This window comes from Nocardia sp. NPDC046763 (genome assembly GCF_040645495.1).
Lineage (GTDB): Bacteria > Actinomycetota > Actinomycetes > Mycobacteriales > Mycobacteriaceae > Nocardia.
The window spans coordinates 164,586-180,061 of sequence record NZ_JBEYYI010000005.1 but is presented as its reverse complement, the minus strand read 5'-3'; the positions used below and the strand labels follow the sequence as shown (position 1 = coordinate 180,061).

Here is a 15,476-nt window from a genome sequence, read left to right as displayed (position 1 = left end):
AGAAAGCAAGGGAATGACAATCGAATACATCGGCAAGGCCGACTCCATGCTTGCCGACTACACGGCCATGCTCCAGCGGTCGGACGCCCGCAATGCCGAAGCGCGGGCACTGCTCGCCGAGGCCGAGGAGTTGGCCGCCGAGGTCCGGGAACTCGACCATGCCGAGTTCATGGCGACGCCGGACGAGCAGATGCGGATCAACCAGCACCGGGCGATGCTGCACCAGGAGATCGACATCAAGTCCGGCCGGGTCCTCCAGCTCCACCAGGAGACCTTCCAGGAATGGGAATCCTGGACGACGCGTCAGTGGTGAAAGGCGGTGGGGGGGCAAGCCCCCCACACCCCCAGGGTGGATTTGCGGGGGCCAGCGCCCCACACCCCCGGGGAAGACTTGCGCGAGTAAGCCCCCACACCCCCGGGGGAAGACTTGCGCGAGTAAGCCCCCACACCTCCGGAAGGAGATTTGTGGGGGCAAGCCCCCACACCCCGAAAGGTCTCGCGGGATCTCCCACACATCTCAACGTCTCGCGAGCCTCCGGCACAGCCGGAGCATCTCGCCGAGCCTCCCGCACAGCCGGAAGATGCAGGGTCTCCGCGCTGCTGAAGCGCGCGGGATTTCCCCCCGGCCGATGCTGCATGTGAGGAGTTCCTGCGCGGCCACACCGTGCGCGGGGGTCTCACCTGACCCGTACGAAAAAGCGGCCGTATCGATCCGTTGGGATCGGTACGGCCGCTTGGTAGTTCAGGGTGCCGGGGTCATAGTTCAGGGTGCCGGGGTCAGTCGAAGGTGATGCCGGTGAGGGGGTTGCCGCCGTGGAGGTAGGTGTAGGCGAGGATGGCGGCGGCTATGGCGGCTGCGCAGGCGGCGAAGGAGCCCCAGAAGGGTCTGGTGGCCCAGCCTCGGTTGCGGTCGAAGGAGAGGCGGCCGGGGCCGGTGAGGATGAGCACCGTGGTGAGCCCTACGAGGACGGATTCGAGTTCTACCGAGTTGCCCTTGGCGGAGTATTGGAAGCCGGGGACCATGGACTGCTTCCACATCCAGGCGTCGAGGATGACGGCGAGCAGGGCGCCGGCGGCCAGGGGGGTCGCCACGCCGAGGGCGACCATGATGCCACCGCCGAGTTCGCCGGCGATGAGGAGGGGGGCGGCGAGGTCCACGTGCTTCCAGCCGCCGTTCTCCATGGCGGTCCTGATGCCGTCGTAGCCGGGGCCGTGGAACCAGCCCGTGGCCTTCTGCAGGCCGTGGTAAACGAAGGTGCCGCCGATGATCAAGCGCAGCAACAGGAGTCCGAGGTCCAGCGTGCCGCGGCGGTCGTCGCGGCGGCGGACGCGGCCGTTGCTGTCGGCGGGGCTGGGCGGCGCCGGCGGGATGCTGGCGAAGGTGTAGGTCGAGGACGGCTCGGTGGTGGTGCTGTCGGCCGCGCCCGGGATGACATTCATGACCTGGGAGTAGAGCGGTACCTCGGGGTCGAGACCGAGTTCCTCGTCGGTGCGGGGCAGTTTCTCGGTGGTCTGGACGCCGGACGGGGTGGCGAACTGTTCGGTCGGCGAATCGAAGGGGCTGCGGACCGGTTCACCGGCCGGTCGCGGAGCAGCGGGCGGCAGGTCGCCCGCCACGGCGGACGGCTCGTTCGGCTTGTCTGTCACGCGGGCCAGACTATTAGCCGGAACCACTCGGCACACAGCAGAACGCGGGCGTGTCCACCGTCCGATTCGCGCCACTGCGAAGGAAGGGACACCCCATCCGAGCGTGGACGGCAGGTTTTCCGTAACGTCTCAACCATGAGTTTGGTTGCCGCTGGCCGTGTCGGGGTGGGTGCACGGAGAGTTGTGCTGGGCGTGACGCTGGGCGCCGTGCTGCTGTCCGGTTGCGCCCGCTTCGACGATCGTGCCTCGAGCCCGTTCACCACGGAGCCGACCTGGCAGGACGCCGAGCCCAGCACCACCACGCCGAAGGTGCCGCCGACCAATGCCAAGCGCCCCGATCTGCCGTGCGTGGATCCCGATCTGGCGGTGGTGGTCTCGTGTCTGGACACCACCGCCGGCCTGGTCGCGCTGCCGGACGGCGGAAGCGCGCTGGTGGCCGAACGCACCACGGGGCGCATCCTGAAGGTGGTCGCCACCGACGAGGGTGAGCCGCCCGCGCCCGTCGAGGTCGCCCGGCTGGATGTGGATCCGGCCGGGGACGGCGGTCTCACCGGCCTGGCGCTGTCACCCACCTTCACCGAGGACGGGCTGATCTACGCGTACGTGACCACCGGCGGCGACAACCGGGTGGTCCGCATCTCCACCGACGGCGGCGGCGCGCCCAAGCCGATCCTGACCGGAATTCCGAAGGGGGTCAACGGCAATCGCGGGTCCATCGATTTCGCCTCGCAGAACCGCATGCTGGTGCTCACCGGTGACGCCGGCAATCCGTCACTGGCGGCCGACACCAACTCGATGGCCGGCAAGCTGCTCAGCATCGACTCCCCCACGCCCGGCGCCGCCGCCGATGTGGTGGTGACCGGCATCGGCGTGGCGGGCGGGGTGTGCTCGGACGGCAAGGATTCCATCTGGATCACCGACCGCACCGCCACCGAGGACCGGTTGCAGCGGGTCGGCCCCGACGGTGTCGCGGTGAAGGCCTGGACCTGGCCCGATCACCCGGGCGTGGCGGGCTGTGCCGCCGCCTCGGACGGTGTCGCGATCTCGATGACCAACCAGCGGGCCCTGGCTCTCGCCACCGCCGACAAGAACACGCACGCCGTCACCGCGGCGCCCTCACTGCTGGCCCAGGACAAGTACGGCCGCCTCGACGGCGCGACACTGGGCGGCGACGGCAATATCTGGGTCGGCACCGTGAACAAGCCCGACGGCAATCCCAATCAGTACGACGATCGCGTGGTGCGGATCCCGCCACCGTCCGCGGGCCAGGGCGGCGAGCGGCAATAGCTGTGCGCCGCAGTACTTTTCGAGGAGAGGCAATTCCGCCGGGTGTCGTCATCGGCGCCACCACCGGCCGGTGCCGGCCATTTTCGAGTGCCGACACCGGATGCCGGTAGGGCCCGCACCGTTCACACGGCAGGGGCGACCGGCATTTGCAGTTCCACGACCCACGCGTCCGAGGTCGGATCCTCGGGCGCGCTGAGGTAGACCTCCCGAATGGGAGCATTGGGGACGTAACGGTTCTCGTCGGCCCAGCGCCCCATGGCCTCGAAGGACACGCATAGTTCGGCCAGCTTCCCGCGATGCACCAGGGTCGCAGCCTGCGAAATCTCCGGCAGCAGGTGCAGATCGAGGCTGCTGCCCGGCGCGGCGGTCCCCGCGACCTGGTGCGCAACGTGCACGCGCAGGCCGTCATCGAGCTCTTCGTAGTACACGACGGGCGCGCCGGTGATGGTGAGCCCAGCCTCCGGGATCAGTTTCCCGAGCCGGGCATAGAGCCGCTCGATGATCGGCCCGACCGCGGCCTCCCCGGATTCGGCCGCGACATCGCTCATTTCGGCGACGAGCGTGGCGGACAACGGTTTCACGATGATTTCCTGCTCGGGCATGACGCCCTCCTTCTCGATTCGCAGGAGCCTCGCCTCGACGCTCGCGAGCCGTGCGGTGTCCGCGGCCACCTGATTGGCCAGCTGCGCGCGACGCAGTTGCAGCATGCCCTGCAACCGCTCCACGGACAGCTGCCCGTCGAGGAGCTCGGCCACCTGGTTCAGGGTGAAGCCGAGTTCCTTCAACGCGACGACCCGGTTGAGCCGTGCGAGCTGTTCGGCCGCATAGAACCGATAGCCGCTGCACGGATCCACCTCGGACGGCGGCAGCAGTCCGATCTCGTCGTAGTGGCGCAGCATTCGCACCGACACCGATCCGAACCTGGCGAAGTCTCCGATACTGAACATGACCCCTCCAGGTTCGGACCTCACACGGTGTGAGGGTCAAGCCCATGATCGCTGAAAAGAACGGGGCGCACGGCAAGTGCCGTGCGCCCCGATTCACATCGATAGGTGGTGACTAGCCCTCGACTCCGCAGGCCGCGAGGACCAGTTCGCGGACGCGGGCGGCGTCGGCCTGGCCGCGGGTGGCCTTCATGACGTCGCCGACCACCTTGCCCGCCGCCTGCACCTTGCCGGAGCGGATCTTCTCGGCGATGTCCGGGCTGGCGGCGAGGGCCTTCTCGACCTCGGCCTGCAGCGCGGAGTCGTCGGAGACCATGCCCAGGCCCTTGGCCTCGACGATCTGGCCCGGTTCGCCCTCACCGGCGAGGACGAAGTCGACGACCTGCTTGGCGACCTTGTTGTTGATGGTCTTGGCCTCGACCAGCCCGGCCACCTCGGCGACCTGCTTCGGCGTGATGGGCAGGTCCTCGAGCGCGACCTCGCGCTCCTTGGCCTTCTCGGTCAGGTAGGCGACCCACCAGGAACGGGCGGCATCCACGGAAGCGCCGGCGTCGACGGTCGCGATGATCAGGTCCAGCGCACCGGCATTGACCAGGTCGCGGAACACCTCGACGGACAGGCCCCAGTCGGACTGGATGCGGGCGCGGCGCAGCCACGGGTACTCCGGGATGGTGCCGCGCAGTTCCTCGACCCAGGCGGCGTCGGGCGCGATGGGCTCGAGGTCCGGCTCCGGGAAGTAGCGGTAGTCCTCGGCGGTCTCCTTGATGCGGCCGGGCGAAGTGGTGCCATCGGTCTCGTGGAAATGGCGGGTCTCCATCAGCACCGAGGCGCCGGAGGCCAGCACGGCGCCCTGGCGGCGCATCTCGAAGCGCACCGCGACCTCGACGCTCTTGAGCGAGTTCACGTTCTTGGTCTCGGTGCGGGTGCCGAATTCCTTGGCGCCCTTGGGCATCAGGGACACGTTGGCGTCGCAGCGCAGCGAGCCCTGCTCCATCTTCACGTCGGAGACATCCAGCGACTTGAGCACCTCGCGCAGCGCGGTCACGTACGCGCGGGCCACCTCGGGAGCGCGTTCGCCTGCGCCCTCGACGGGCTTGGTGACGATCTCGATCAGCGGCACGCCGGCGCGGTTGTAGTCCAGCAGCGAGTGCGAGGCGCCGTGGATACGGCCCGTCGCGCCACCGACGTGCAGCGACTTGCCGGTGTCCTCCTCCATGTGGGCCCGCTCGATCTCGACCCGGAAGGTCGAGCCGTCATCGAGCAGCACATCCAGGTGACCGTTGGTGGCGATCGGCTCGTCGTACTGGCTGATCTGGTAGTTCTTGGGCTGGTCCGGGTAGAAGTAGTTCTTCCGCGCGAACCGGCCCCACGGGGTGATGGAGCAGTTCAGCGCCAGCCCGATGCGAATCGCGGACTCGACGGCCTTCTCGTTCACCACCGGCAGCGAGCCCGGCAGGCCTAGGCACACGGGGCACACCTGGGTGTTCGGCTCGGCGCCGAATTCGGTCGGGCAGCCGCAGAACATCTTGGTCGCGGTGCCCAGCTCGACGTGTACCTCCATGCCCAGCACCGGTTCGTACCGGTCGATGACATCGGAGTAGTCCATCAAGTCCACGGTCGCTGCGCTCATGCGCTCCATCCTATTTACTCGCCGATCAGTCCACGGCGATGGCCTCCACGATGGGCAACCTGGCCGCGCGCAGGGCGGGCGGGATGGCCCCGAGCAGGGACAGTCCGAGGGCGATGACGGCGTAGGCCACCAGCAGTGGGCTGGGCTGATAGCGGATGTCCATGGCGATGGCGTGCCCGAGCGCGATGGTGGCGAGGTAGTGCACGGCCGAGCCCACCGCCAATCCGAGTGCCGCGCCGGTCACTCCGATGCCGACGGCCTCGGTGAGCACGGTGCGCAGCAGGAAGCGGCGGCTGGTGCCCATGGCCCGCAGCACCCCGAGTTCGCGGCGGCGGTCGAGCACCGACAGCATCAGCGTATTGAGCAGCGCGACCGCCGAGACCACGACCACTATCCAGAGGATGGCCGAGCTGATCGAGGTGCCCTGCCGGACACTGGACGAAATCGCGGTCACCGCATCGCGTCCGATGCTGACGTGGATATCGGCCGGGACCGCGGCGCGCACGGCCGCCATCACCGCGGCATGGTCGGCGCCGGGCGCGAAGTCGATGCCGATGATGGTCTCGCCCGGCCGCTGATACCACTCGCGCATGATGTTCAGGTCGAGCGCCACCACGCCCGCGATGGCGGAGAAGTAGGGCACCACCTTCAGTACCTGCACCCGGTGCTCACCGGTCGGGGTGGGCAGGGTCAGGTCGGACCCCTCGTGCACGCCCAATGAGCGGGCCACGTCCCGGGAGATGACGACGCCCGCGCCGGCGGCCATGCGCGCCTGGTCGGCCTGGCTCACACTGTCCAGCACCGAGGTCCGGGCCACGCCGCTCTCGAATGCCTGCAGCATGACGCGGCCGCGGCCCAGGGTCGCGAAAGCCATTTGGGCGGAACCGACTCCGCCGACGCCGGGGATGGCGCTCAGCTTTTGTTTCAGGTCCGGCGGCAGCAGCGGCCCGGTGGGGAACTGTTCCATGGCGGTCGGGCTGACGAACACGTCGGTGCGGGCCAGACCCTCGAAACTGTCGGTCGCGGCGCTGACCATATTGCGGCTCGCATTGCCGATGGCGACGATGGCGGTCACGCCGATCATGACGGTCATGACGGTGGCCCAGACCCGGCGCGGTGCGCGTTCGATGGTGGTCGCGCCGAGTGCGCCGGGCGCGCCGAAGAGCCGGGCCACCGCGGCGACCGCGCGCACGATGGGCTCGGTGGCGGCGAAGCACAGCACGACCGCGCCGGCGATGGACAGCGAGATCGCCCCGATCGAGAGCCGGCCCAGATCCGCCTCGGCCACGACCACCGCGCCGGACACCATGATCAGGCCGAGAACCGCTGCGGCCCAGCGGATCACCGGTTTCACGGTGTCGGCCGCGCCGACGCCGACGGGGGCCAGCGCCTCGATCGGCGCGACCTTGTACACCTGCCGCGCGGCGATCGCCGCCGCGCCGACGCTGGCCAGCACGCAGGCCAGAATCGCCACCGGCACCGCGTAACCGGGCACCTCGTACTCGGTGCGCGACTCGACGGAGTTCACGATGGCGGCGGGCAGCTGCCGGATCGCGGTGCGGCCCATGAAGATTCCGATGATGGATCCGCTGACGGCGCCGAACAGGCCGAGGATCGCGGCCTCGACGAGCAGATCGCGCACCATGGCGCCGCGCTTGCCGCCCATGGCCCGTAGCAGCGACAGCATCGGGCGGCGTTGCGCCACGGCCATGCTCATGGCGTTGTAGATCAGGAACGAGGACACGATGAGCGCCGAGGCCGAGGAGGCCAGCGTCGAGTAGCGCACCAGCATCACCGCGCCGCCGGCCTGCGCGGTCCGCAGATCCGGATCAGCGACCACGGCCCGGCCGGCGATCGCCTTGGTGAGATCCGAACGCAGCCGGCCCACATCGGTATTCGGCGCGGCGATGATCTGGACCGAGTCCAGCCGGCCTTCCCGGCCGGTGATCTTCTGCGCCACCGGCAGCAGTGCGATCGCGATGTGGCCGCCATTGATCTTGGCGGCGGTGGAGTCGTCGATGACGCCCGCGACGGTGGCCGTCACGGTGCCGAACTGGAACTTGTCGCCCTCCCGATAGCCCATGGCGGAGCCGACCAGGACACCGTTGCTGACCGTGAGCAGTTTGCTCGCCTGATCGGTCACCGTCCCGCCGAGGTCACTGCCCAGCTGGGCGGCGGAGGGGTCCGCGCCGACCAGCAGGGCCCGTTTGTCGTCGGCCCCGATGGACTGCCGCACCATCGGCACCGCCGTGCCGACCTCGGGCACGGACCGGATCTGTTGCAGCAGTTGCTGATCGAAGCCCGCGTCGGTGATGCCGCTGACCTCCAGCACCGCCTTGCCGCCCAGGCTGTGGGTGAGCTTGTCCACCGAGCCGGTGATGGAGCCGGAGATGCTGAACACCGAAACCAGCAGTCCCGCGGACACTCCCATCACCACCATGGCCATGGTGGTGCGGCCGCGGTGGGCGAGGAGCTCACCGATATTGAACAGGCGTAGCCGATCCAGCGCGGCGCGGATCATGCGTGCACCGCCCCGGCGTCATCGGCGGCGACATCACCGTCGGCGGCGGGAGCCGAACCGTTGCGGCCCGGCTCGGGAACGGTGCGCACCTCCCCGTCATCGCCGCGCTCGACCCGATCGATGGACCCGATCTGCCCGTCACGCAGGTTGATCACCCGGTCGCAGTAGCGCACCGCACCCATGTCGTGGGTAACCATGACCACGGAGTTGCCCTCCTCGGTGATGTCGGCGAGCAGCTGCAGGATCGAGGCGCCGGTCTTGGAGTCCAGGTTGCCGGTCGGTTCGTCGGCCAGGATCAGCGGCGGATCCATGATCAGCGCCCGCGCCACCGCTACCCGCTGCATCTGGCCGCCGGACAGTTCGGCCGGCCGGTGCTCGGCGCGCTCGCTGAGCCCGACCAGGTCGAGCAGCTCCAGCGCGCGCGGCTTGGCCTTGCGTAATCCGGTGCCGTCCAGCAGTTTCGGGATGGCGACGTTCTCCCAGGCGGTCAGCGTGGGCAGCAGGTTGAAGAACTGGAAGACGAAACCGACGCGGTGCCGCCGGAATTCGGACTGCCGGTCGTCGTCCAGGTCGCCGATCTCCTTGTCCTGGAAGCGAATCGATCCGGTGTCCGGGGAGTCAAGCGCGCCGAGCAGGTGCAGCAGGGTGCTCTTGCCCGAACCGGAAGGACCGACGATGGCGGTGAACTCCCCCGCGTCGATCCGCAGACTGATCCCGTCCAGGGCGCGCACGGTCTGCTCGCCCACCCGGTATTCCTTGGTGACGTCGGTCAATTCCAGCATTGGTCGATCCCCTCTGCAGAGCAATACCAGGCGGTGTCTATCAGCTGGCCAGCGCACGCGCACGCGGACGGCCGAAATACAGTCGATCGGTGTCGTAGGTGTCGAGGATCGCGCGCAGGGCCGGCTGTTCGGCGCGGAGCTCCGCGTACACCTCGATCGCCAAAATGCCCTTCTCCATTGCGTTTTCCATCTTCACGGTCAAATGGTTCTCCCAGCGGTTACGCAGTGCGAGCAGCACCCCGTCGGGGTCGCCGAACAGCCGCTCCAGCTCCGGGAGATCGTCGAACAGCTTGGGATCAGCGGGATTCAGTTCGAAGTCACTGCGCGCCGCCCGATCGAGAACGATGTGCAGGATGTCGGTGCGAGCGTGAAAGTCTGCCCAGGACATGGCCCTCGACCTTTCGTTGAATTGGGTTACAGCGTGGTGCGCACCCGGGCTTTGCGGGCGGGCGCGTGTGCCGTTGCCCCAAACTACGATCGCTCCGATACCTCTGTCTTCGTGCCGCGGACGCGACTTGGCCTCCTACTCCGGTAGGAGACGTGCCCCTGCCGCCGGACGATGTACGCGGTCTGTTCCGACGGATAGCCTTGCAGAATGAACGTGACCAGCGCCACCCCCGAGGCGGTCGGGCAGGCGTTGCAGGAGTTACGGGAGTGGCTGCACGAAGCCGGTGTCCGGTCCCGGCGGTTCGTGCGCAACCCGGTCCGCGAGTACCGGCGCTGGGTGGAGGAGAGCGGTTTCGACTACCCGGTCTCGATGGTCGTGCTGGTGGACGTGGTGCTCTACACGTTCAGCACGATCGCCTTCGCCCAGCGGGTGGCCGCGGGCTATTTCCCCGGCTCCCTCGCCCTGGCCGCGCTGCTCATCGTCTATCTGACCGGGCCGCCGTGCGTGGTGTTCAACCTCCCGCCGCGCCCGGTCCTGCTCGCCTCGCTGACCATGGCCGGGGTGGCCCTGTTCCTGATGCAGCCGGTGCCGCTGGATGTCGCACCGCTCATCCTGATCGTCGTGACCGGCGAGGTCGCGGCCATCACCCGCACGTCCGTGAGCACGATCATCGGCCTGGGCATGGTCGCGGAGATCATGTTCTTCGGATACGTGGGGCACATCGACGGACTGACCTGGTTCACGCTCGGCATCCTCTTCGGCTGGTTCACCGGGCAGCTGCTGAACTACCAGCGCCGCTACCTGTACCAGGAACGCGACTATCAGGAGGTCCGCGCCCTGCAGGCCGCCGATGAGGAACGCCGCCGCATCGCCCGCGAGGTGCACGACGTGATCGCGCATTCACTGAGCATCACCCTGTTGCACGTGACGGCGGCCCGGCACGCACTGCAGACCGACCGGGATGTCGACGAGGCCGTCGACGCACTGGCCGATGCCGAACGCCTCGGCCGCCAGGCCATGGCCGACATCCGGCGCACGGTGGGCCTGCTCGGCGCGCGGTCCGCCACGGCCCCGGAGCCGGGCCTGAACGACATCGACGATCTGGTCTCCGATTTTCTGCGCGCCGGGGTGGAGGTCGACTACCGCATCGAGGGCGACCGGTCCGCGGTGACCGCCGGGGTAGGACTGGCCCTGTATCGGATCTGCCAGGAATCGCTGGCCAATGTCGCCAAGCACGCCCCGGGCGAGCGGGCCCGCCTGCGAATCCGGCTGCGCCCCAAGTACATCGACATCACTGTCACCAATACGCTGGCAGCCGGCGCCAACCAGCGAACCGGGAACGGGATGGGCATCTCCGGCATGCGTCAGCGGGTCGCGCCGCTGGCCGGGCGGTTCACCGCAGGCCCGGATCACGACGGCTGGCGGGTGCACGCCCGCATCCCGATGACCGGCAGCGCGCCCTGCCCGGTCAACGCCGTCGAAGACCATCTGCAGGCGATCCTGGACTCGATGAACCACAAAACGCCCCAGGAGGGTACGTGACCGACCGTGCCGACGACGAGCCGATCGGCGTGCTCGTCGTCGACGATCAGGAGCTGGTGCGCGGCGGGCTGCGCCGAATCCTGCGCCGCCGCGACGGTTTCACGGTGAGCGAGTGCGCGGACGGGGACGAGGTGCCCGCGGCCGTCACCGCGCACCGCCCGGATGTGGTGCTGATGGATCTGCGTATGAAGCGGATCGGCGGCATCGAGGCCACCCGGACGCTGCGGACCGTCGTGGACGCGCCTCCGGTGCTGGTGCTCACCACCTTCGACGACGACCAGTTGCTGTCGGGCGCGCTGCGGGCGGGCGCGGCCGGGTTCATCCTCAAGGACTCCCCCGCCGAGGATCTGATCCGCGCGGTGCGGACCGTCGCCACCGGCGGCTCCTGGCTGGACCCGACGGTCACGCCGCGGGTGCTGACCACTTATCGTTCGGCCCGTCCCACGCCCGCGCCCGGCGGCGATCGGCTGTCCGAGCTGACCGTTCGCGAGCTCGAGGTGCTCGGGCTGATCGGCCGCGGACGCCTCAATGCTGAGATCGCGCGCACACTCGGTATCTCGGAGGTAACGGTGAAGAGCCACGTAGGACATATCTTCGGGAAGCTCGGGTTACGCGACCGGGCCGCGGCCATCGTCTTTGCGTTTGACCACGGCGTAGTGGCACCGGGAGAATCCACTTCCTAGAGGGGTGGGTCGCGGGTCCTCGTCTGCTTCCCTCCCGAGAGTTGGAGGTTGGACGGGGTGGATGCACCGCCATCGCGGGCCGGAAGCAGGTTCGGGCCGTACGAGTTGCGCTCGCTGCTGGGCAGGGGCGGCATGGGAGAGGTCTACGAGGCCTACGACACCTCCAAGGATCGGGTCGTCGCCCTCAAGCTGCTACCGGAAGAACTCGCGAAGGACCCCTCGTACCAGGAGCGTTTCCGCCGGGAGTCGCAGGCGGCGGCACGGCTGGCGGAGCCGCACATCATCCCCATCCACGACTGGGGCGAGATCGACGGTGTGCTCTACATCGATATGCGGCTGGTGCGCGGGCAGGATCTGCGATCGCTGCTGGACCAGTACGGCGCGCTGCCGCCGCTGCGGGTCATCGGGATCATCGAGCAGATCGCGGCCGCGCTGGACGCCGCGCACTATTCGGGGCTGGTGCACCGGGACGTCAAACCCGCGAACATCCTTGTGACTGATGCAGATTTCGCATATCTCGCGGATTTCGGCATCGCACGCGCCGAGGGCGATTCCACCATCACCATGACCGGCACGGCCGTGGGCTCCTACGCCTATATGGCCCCCGAGCGCTTCGACGCCGGGCCGGTCTCCGGGCGCGCCGACATCTACTCGCTGGGCTGTGTGCTGCACGAGTGCCTCACCGGTGACAAGCCTTTCCCGGCGCACAACATGAGCGTGCTGATCCGCGCGCATCTGTCGGAGCCTCCACCGCTGACGAGCATGCTGCGCGCCGGGATTCCGCCCGCGCTGGATGCCGTGGTGGCCAAGGCGCTGGCCAAGGATCCGAACGAGCGGTTCTTCACCGCGGGCGAATTCGCCCGGGCCGCGCGGGCGGCGCTGGCCGGTGGTCAGCCGCTGCCCGCGCCCGCCGGGCCGCCCCGGCCGGGCCGGACCGTGCCGCCGGGTCCACCGGTCGGCCCGCCGCCGACGACCGTGCTGCCGACCGGCGCGCCCGCCGGGCCGCCGACCACGGTCATGCCGGGCGGGACGCCGACCGCGGGCCGGCCGGCCGCCCGGAATGCCGATCCCACTGTGCGGCCATCCGATCCCACTGTGCGGCAACCCGGTTCCGGACTCGGGCTGAACACCGGGGCGATCCCGGCCTACATCACCGGATCCTTCCCGGCCGTCGAGGAACCCTCGCCCACCGGCGATCTGCCGGTCATCCTGCCGTCGGATCCGACCCGGGTGCGGGTCAGCGATTTCCACTACACGCCGCTGCCGGCCGACGCGCAGCAGCAGGCGGTCTGGGGCCACGCCCAGGCGCAGCAACGGGACTTCCCGTACGCGCCGGCGCCCGATCCCTCGCTGTACCCGACCGCGGATCACCCCATCGTCCAGCCGCCGCCCCGGGAGCCGGGAAAGCGGCGTAAAGGCAAGTCGATGGCGGCGCCGCTGTCCATCGGCGTGCTGGTGGTCGCGGTGGCCGCCGTCGCCGGTGCGGTGGGCTGGCAAGTCCTGGACCGCTCCGGGAACGAAGCACCCATAACGACGGCAGCACAGGGTGTTCCGGGCACCACGGCCCCGCACTCGCAGCAGACGGGCCCGGTGGCGACGACGCCGGCTCCCACCACTGTGCAATTGCCGGCGGGAGCGACGTCGTGTCCACCGGTGTATGCGGCGCTCAGCGGTTACGCCAGTTCCGCGATCGGAAACACGGTCACGACCTGTCCTTTCGCGGAAGAGGTTCGCCGAGCCTATGCCGACGCGGCTTCTGGCCGACCGGCTTCGGCAGTTAGTGTGGTGGCAGTGAGCCCGGTGACCGGCCGGTCTTACACGATGAACTGCACGGCCGCAGGCAAATTGGTGACCTGCGTCGGCGGTGAGAACGCGGTGGTGTATGTCTATTGATCCAATTCCGGCCTGTCGCAAGGGGTTTGTGCGCGGGCTGGCAATGGCGGCCGTCCTGGCCGTCTCGGCTTGTAGCGTGAATCTCAATGCCGCACAGCATCATTCGGCGCAGTCGGATGATATCAAACCGGTCGGCGACAGCTCCGCACTACCGGTCCCGAGCATGATCGGACCGGATTTACCGGAGCTGTTCGGGCTGCCGAAATCCATCGCGTTCGCAGCGGATTTCAACGATCTGAAGGCCACCCTGGACGGCCGGGTCGGCGTGGCGGTCATGCCCGTCGGCGGCGGCGACATGACCCAGCTGGGTGAGTGGAGCACCGGCATCGCCTGGTCCACCATCAAGGTGCCGCTGGCGCTCGCCGCGCTGCGTCACGATCCGGTGGGCATGCGCTCCACCGCCGAGGCCGCCATCACCTTCTCCGACAACGATGCGGCACAGACGCTCTGGAACTCTCTGGGCACCGGCAGCGAGGCGGCCGACGCGGTCGAGGCGGTGCTGCGCGAGGCCGGCGACGCCACCACCGACGTCGCCGCGCGCCACACCAAGCTGGCCGCGATGGAGTCCGACGATCTGCTCGCCTTCGGCGCCACCGACTGGTCGCTGGCCGATCAGGTGCACTTCGCCTCCCGGCTGCCCTGCCTGCCGCGCGCCAATTCCGTGGTCTCGCTCATGAGTGAGATCACCCCCAGCCAGAGCTGGGGCCTGGGCCGGCTCATCGGCGCGGAGTTCAAGGGCGGCTGGGGTCCCGACGACGACACCGGGAAGTACACCGTCCGCCAGTTCGGGCTGGTCCCGACGCTGAACGGACCGGTGGCGGTGGCGCTGGCGGCCGAGCCCACCTCGGGCAGCTTCGATGACGCCACGGACATGATGGACAAGCTCGCGCTGCTGGTCGGCGACCATCTGCCCGACCTGCACGGCGGACTCTGCTCGCGCTAACACATTCTGCGCGTTTCCGTTTCAAAATGCCCAGCGTGCACCCCGAATCGGGCGTGAGCCGGTGAAAAACGTCCATACCCACCGGGTTTGACCGCCAGTGTCCTGACCCACAACAATCCTTGCGATTGACGGGTCCAGATGCGTCCGCTAGGAACAGGGAACGCACCGGACACCGGGGCAGATGGAGGTTACGGGGTGCACGCACCGTATTCGCGGAACGCTGACCAGCGCGACGCACTGGACAGCGCACGCGATGCGGGGTACGGATCCCGTTGGCGCGGACGGCGGCTCGCACGGGGATGCGGAGCGCTGGTCGTGCTGGTCGGGGCGCTGACCGCGTGCAGCAGCAAGCCGGTACTGGTCCCGGACAAGAACACCGTGGCCGCGGCCGCGCCCAGCGCCGCCAGCCCCACCACCGTCATGGCGCTGCCCGGCTCGTTGGCCTGGGATTTCACCAACGACCTGAAGCCGTCGCTGGCCGGTAAGGTCGGGCTGGCCGTGATGCCGGTGGGTACCGATCGCGTGCTGGCCCTGGGCGATTGGAGCTCCGGGCCCGGCTGGTCGACCATGAAGGTCCCGCTGACCCTGGCGGCGCTGCGCAAGAGTTCGGGCAATCAGGCGGCGGCGGTCAACGCCATCGAATACTCCGACAACACCGCCGCCGACACCCTCTGGCAGTCGCTGGGGAGCCCCGAGGTCGCGGCCCAGACCGTCCAGGACGTGCTACGCGAGGGTGGCGACACCGAGACCACGGTGCCCGCCACCCGCGCCCGGGCCGACTACTCCGCCTTCGGCCAGGCCGAATGGTCGCTGGCGAATCAGCTGAAATTCGCCGCCAAACTCCCCTGCCTGGCGCAGTCCGACGACGTCACCTCGCTGATGGGCAAGATCAGCTCCACCCAGCGCTGGGGGCTGGGCAATCTGGACGGCGCGATCTTCAAGGGCGGCTGGGGACCCGATCCCAGCGGCAACTACCTGGTCCGGCAATTCGGACTGATCCCCGTGGACAGCGGCCAGATCGCCATCGCGGTTGCCACTCAGCCCAATTCCGGTTCCTTCGACGACGGCACCGCCATCCTCACCAAGATCGCCGCCATGGTCGGCAAGCACCTCGACGAACTCAAGGGCGGTACCTGCACCGCCGGCTAGCGGAAACCGTAACCCGCGGTTCACGGGGGCGGGGATCACAGGTCGCCGAACTCAGGGCAAGATGGGG

The 15,476-nt window shown here is 68.9% G+C and carries 13 protein-coding genes; 7 read left to right on the top strand and 6 right to left on the bottom strand.

Annotated features, from left to right (window positions below; translation table 11 throughout):
• Window positions 1-13: 13 nt before the first annotated feature.
• Entirely contained in the window at window positions 14-313 is a 300-nt protein-coding gene (locus ABZ909_RS10375) for a hypothetical protein (RefSeq protein ID WP_356997591.1), read from the top strand.
• 464 nt (window positions 314-777) lie between these two features.
• On the opposite strand, the gene ABZ909_RS10370 is transcribed toward ABZ909_RS10375, so the two are convergent.
• The gene (locus ABZ909_RS10370; RefSeq protein ID WP_356997590.1) at window positions 778-1,647 is read right to left on the bottom strand and encodes a DoxX family protein; all 870 of its coding nucleotides are present in this window, start codon (window positions 1,645-1,647) and stop codon (window positions 778-780) included.
• A gap of 135 nt (window positions 1,648-1,782) precedes the next feature.
• Between ABZ909_RS10370 and ABZ909_RS10365 the strand changes: the two genes are divergently transcribed.
• Complete coding sequence (locus ABZ909_RS10365) at window positions 1,783-2,934, top strand: PQQ-dependent sugar dehydrogenase (protein WP_356997588.1); 1,152 nt, start codon at window positions 1,783-1,785, stop codon at window positions 2,932-2,934.
• Window positions 2,935-3,056: 122 nt separating this feature from the next.
• On the opposite strand, the gene ABZ909_RS10360 is transcribed toward ABZ909_RS10365, so the two are convergent.
• The 5 genes from ABZ909_RS10360 to ABZ909_RS10340 form a co-directional block, all read right to left on the bottom strand.
• The gene (locus tag ABZ909_RS10360; protein WP_356997587.1) at window positions 3,057-3,881 is read right to left on the bottom strand and encodes a MerR family transcriptional regulator; all 825 of its coding nucleotides are present in this window, start codon (window positions 3,879-3,881) and stop codon (window positions 3,057-3,059) included.
• A 112-nt stretch (window positions 3,882-3,993) separates the two neighbouring features.
• Window positions 3,994-5,508, bottom strand: coding sequence for an Asp-tRNA(Asn)/Glu-tRNA(Gln) amidotransferase subunit GatB (gene gatB, locus ABZ909_RS10355; RefSeq protein ID WP_356997585.1), 1,515 nt, complete (start codon window positions 5,506-5,508; stop codon window positions 3,994-3,996).
• A 25-nt stretch (window positions 5,509-5,533) separates the two neighbouring features.
• On the bottom strand, window positions 5,534-8,029 hold the full coding sequence (locus ABZ909_RS10350; protein WP_356997583.1) for an FtsX-like permease family protein: 2,496 nt from the start codon (window positions 8,027-8,029) through the stop codon (window positions 5,534-5,536).
• On the bottom strand, window positions 8,026-8,811 hold the full coding sequence (locus tag ABZ909_RS10345) for an ABC transporter ATP-binding protein (protein WP_356997582.1): 786 nt from the start codon (window positions 8,809-8,811) through the stop codon (window positions 8,026-8,028). The genes ABZ909_RS10350 and ABZ909_RS10345 overlap by 4 nt, the downstream gene beginning before the upstream one ends.
• Window positions 8,812-8,851: 40 nt before the next feature.
• Window positions 8,852-9,199 (bottom strand): hypothetical protein, encoded by a 348-nt coding sequence (locus tag ABZ909_RS10340; RefSeq protein WP_356997580.1) that lies wholly within the window; start codon window positions 9,197-9,199, stop codon window positions 8,852-8,854.
• Between the two features lie 207 nt (window positions 9,200-9,406).
• On the opposite strand from ABZ909_RS10340, the gene ABZ909_RS10335 reads away from it, so the two are divergent.
• From ABZ909_RS10335 to ABZ909_RS10315, 5 genes are all read left to right on the top strand, one after another.
• Window positions 9,407-10,741, top strand: coding sequence for a histidine kinase (locus tag ABZ909_RS10335; protein ID WP_356997579.1), 1,335 nt, complete (start codon window positions 9,407-9,409; stop codon window positions 10,739-10,741).
• A gap of 29 nt (window positions 10,742-10,770) precedes the next feature.
• Window positions 10,771-11,424, top strand: a complete 654-nt coding sequence (locus ABZ909_RS10330; RefSeq protein ID WP_356997908.1) for a response regulator transcription factor — start codon at window positions 10,771-10,773, stop codon at window positions 11,422-11,424.
• A 57-nt stretch (window positions 11,425-11,481) separates the two neighbouring features.
• Entirely contained in the window at window positions 11,482-13,317 is a 1,836-nt protein-coding gene (locus ABZ909_RS10325) for a protein kinase (protein WP_356997578.1), read from the top strand.
• Complete coding sequence (locus tag ABZ909_RS10320) at window positions 13,307-14,260, top strand: hypothetical protein (RefSeq protein WP_356997577.1); 954 nt, start codon at window positions 13,307-13,309, stop codon at window positions 14,258-14,260. Before ABZ909_RS10325 ends, ABZ909_RS10320 begins: the two co-directional genes overlap by 11 nt.
• 195 nt (window positions 14,261-14,455) lie before the next feature.
• On the top strand, window positions 14,456-15,409 hold the full coding sequence (locus ABZ909_RS10315; RefSeq protein WP_356997576.1) for a hypothetical protein: 954 nt from the start codon (window positions 14,456-14,458) through the stop codon (window positions 15,407-15,409).
• Window positions 15,410-15,476: the final 67 nt, after the last annotated feature.

What these genes read in the sequence shown, in the direction of transcription:
- ABZ909_RS10375 (WP_356997591.1), top strand. Translation starts at nt 14, where the DNA reads ATGACAATCGAATACATCGGCAAGGCCGACTCCATGCTTGCCGACTAC.
- ABZ909_RS10365 (WP_356997588.1), top strand. Translation starts at nt 1,783, where the DNA reads ATGAGTTTGGTTGCCGCTGGCCGTGTCGGGGTGGGTGCACGGAGAGTT.
- ABZ909_RS10360 (WP_356997587.1), bottom strand. Translation starts at nt 3,881, where the DNA reads ATGTTCAGTATCGGAGACTTCGCCAGGTTCGGATCGGTGTCGGTGCGA.
- gatB (WP_356997585.1), bottom strand. Translation starts at nt 5,508, where the DNA reads ATGAGCGCAGCGACCGTGGACTTGATGGACTACTCCGATGTCATCGAC.
- ABZ909_RS10350 (WP_356997583.1), bottom strand. Translation starts at nt 8,029, where the DNA reads ATGATCCGCGCCGCGCTGGATCGGCTACGCCTGTTCAATATCGGTGAG.
- ABZ909_RS10345 (WP_356997582.1), bottom strand. Translation starts at nt 8,811, where the DNA reads ATGCTGGAATTGACCGACGTCACCAAGGAATACCGGGTGGGCGAGCAG.
- ABZ909_RS10340 (WP_356997580.1), bottom strand. Translation starts at nt 9,199, where the DNA reads ATGTCCTGGGCAGACTTTCACGCTCGCACCGACATCCTGCACATCGTT.
- ABZ909_RS10335 (WP_356997579.1), top strand. Translation starts at nt 9,407, where the DNA reads ATGAACGTGACCAGCGCCACCCCCGAGGCGGTCGGGCAGGCGTTGCAG.
- ABZ909_RS10320 (WP_356997577.1), top strand. Translation starts at nt 13,307, where the DNA reads ATGTCTATTGATCCAATTCCGGCCTGTCGCAAGGGGTTTGTGCGCGGG.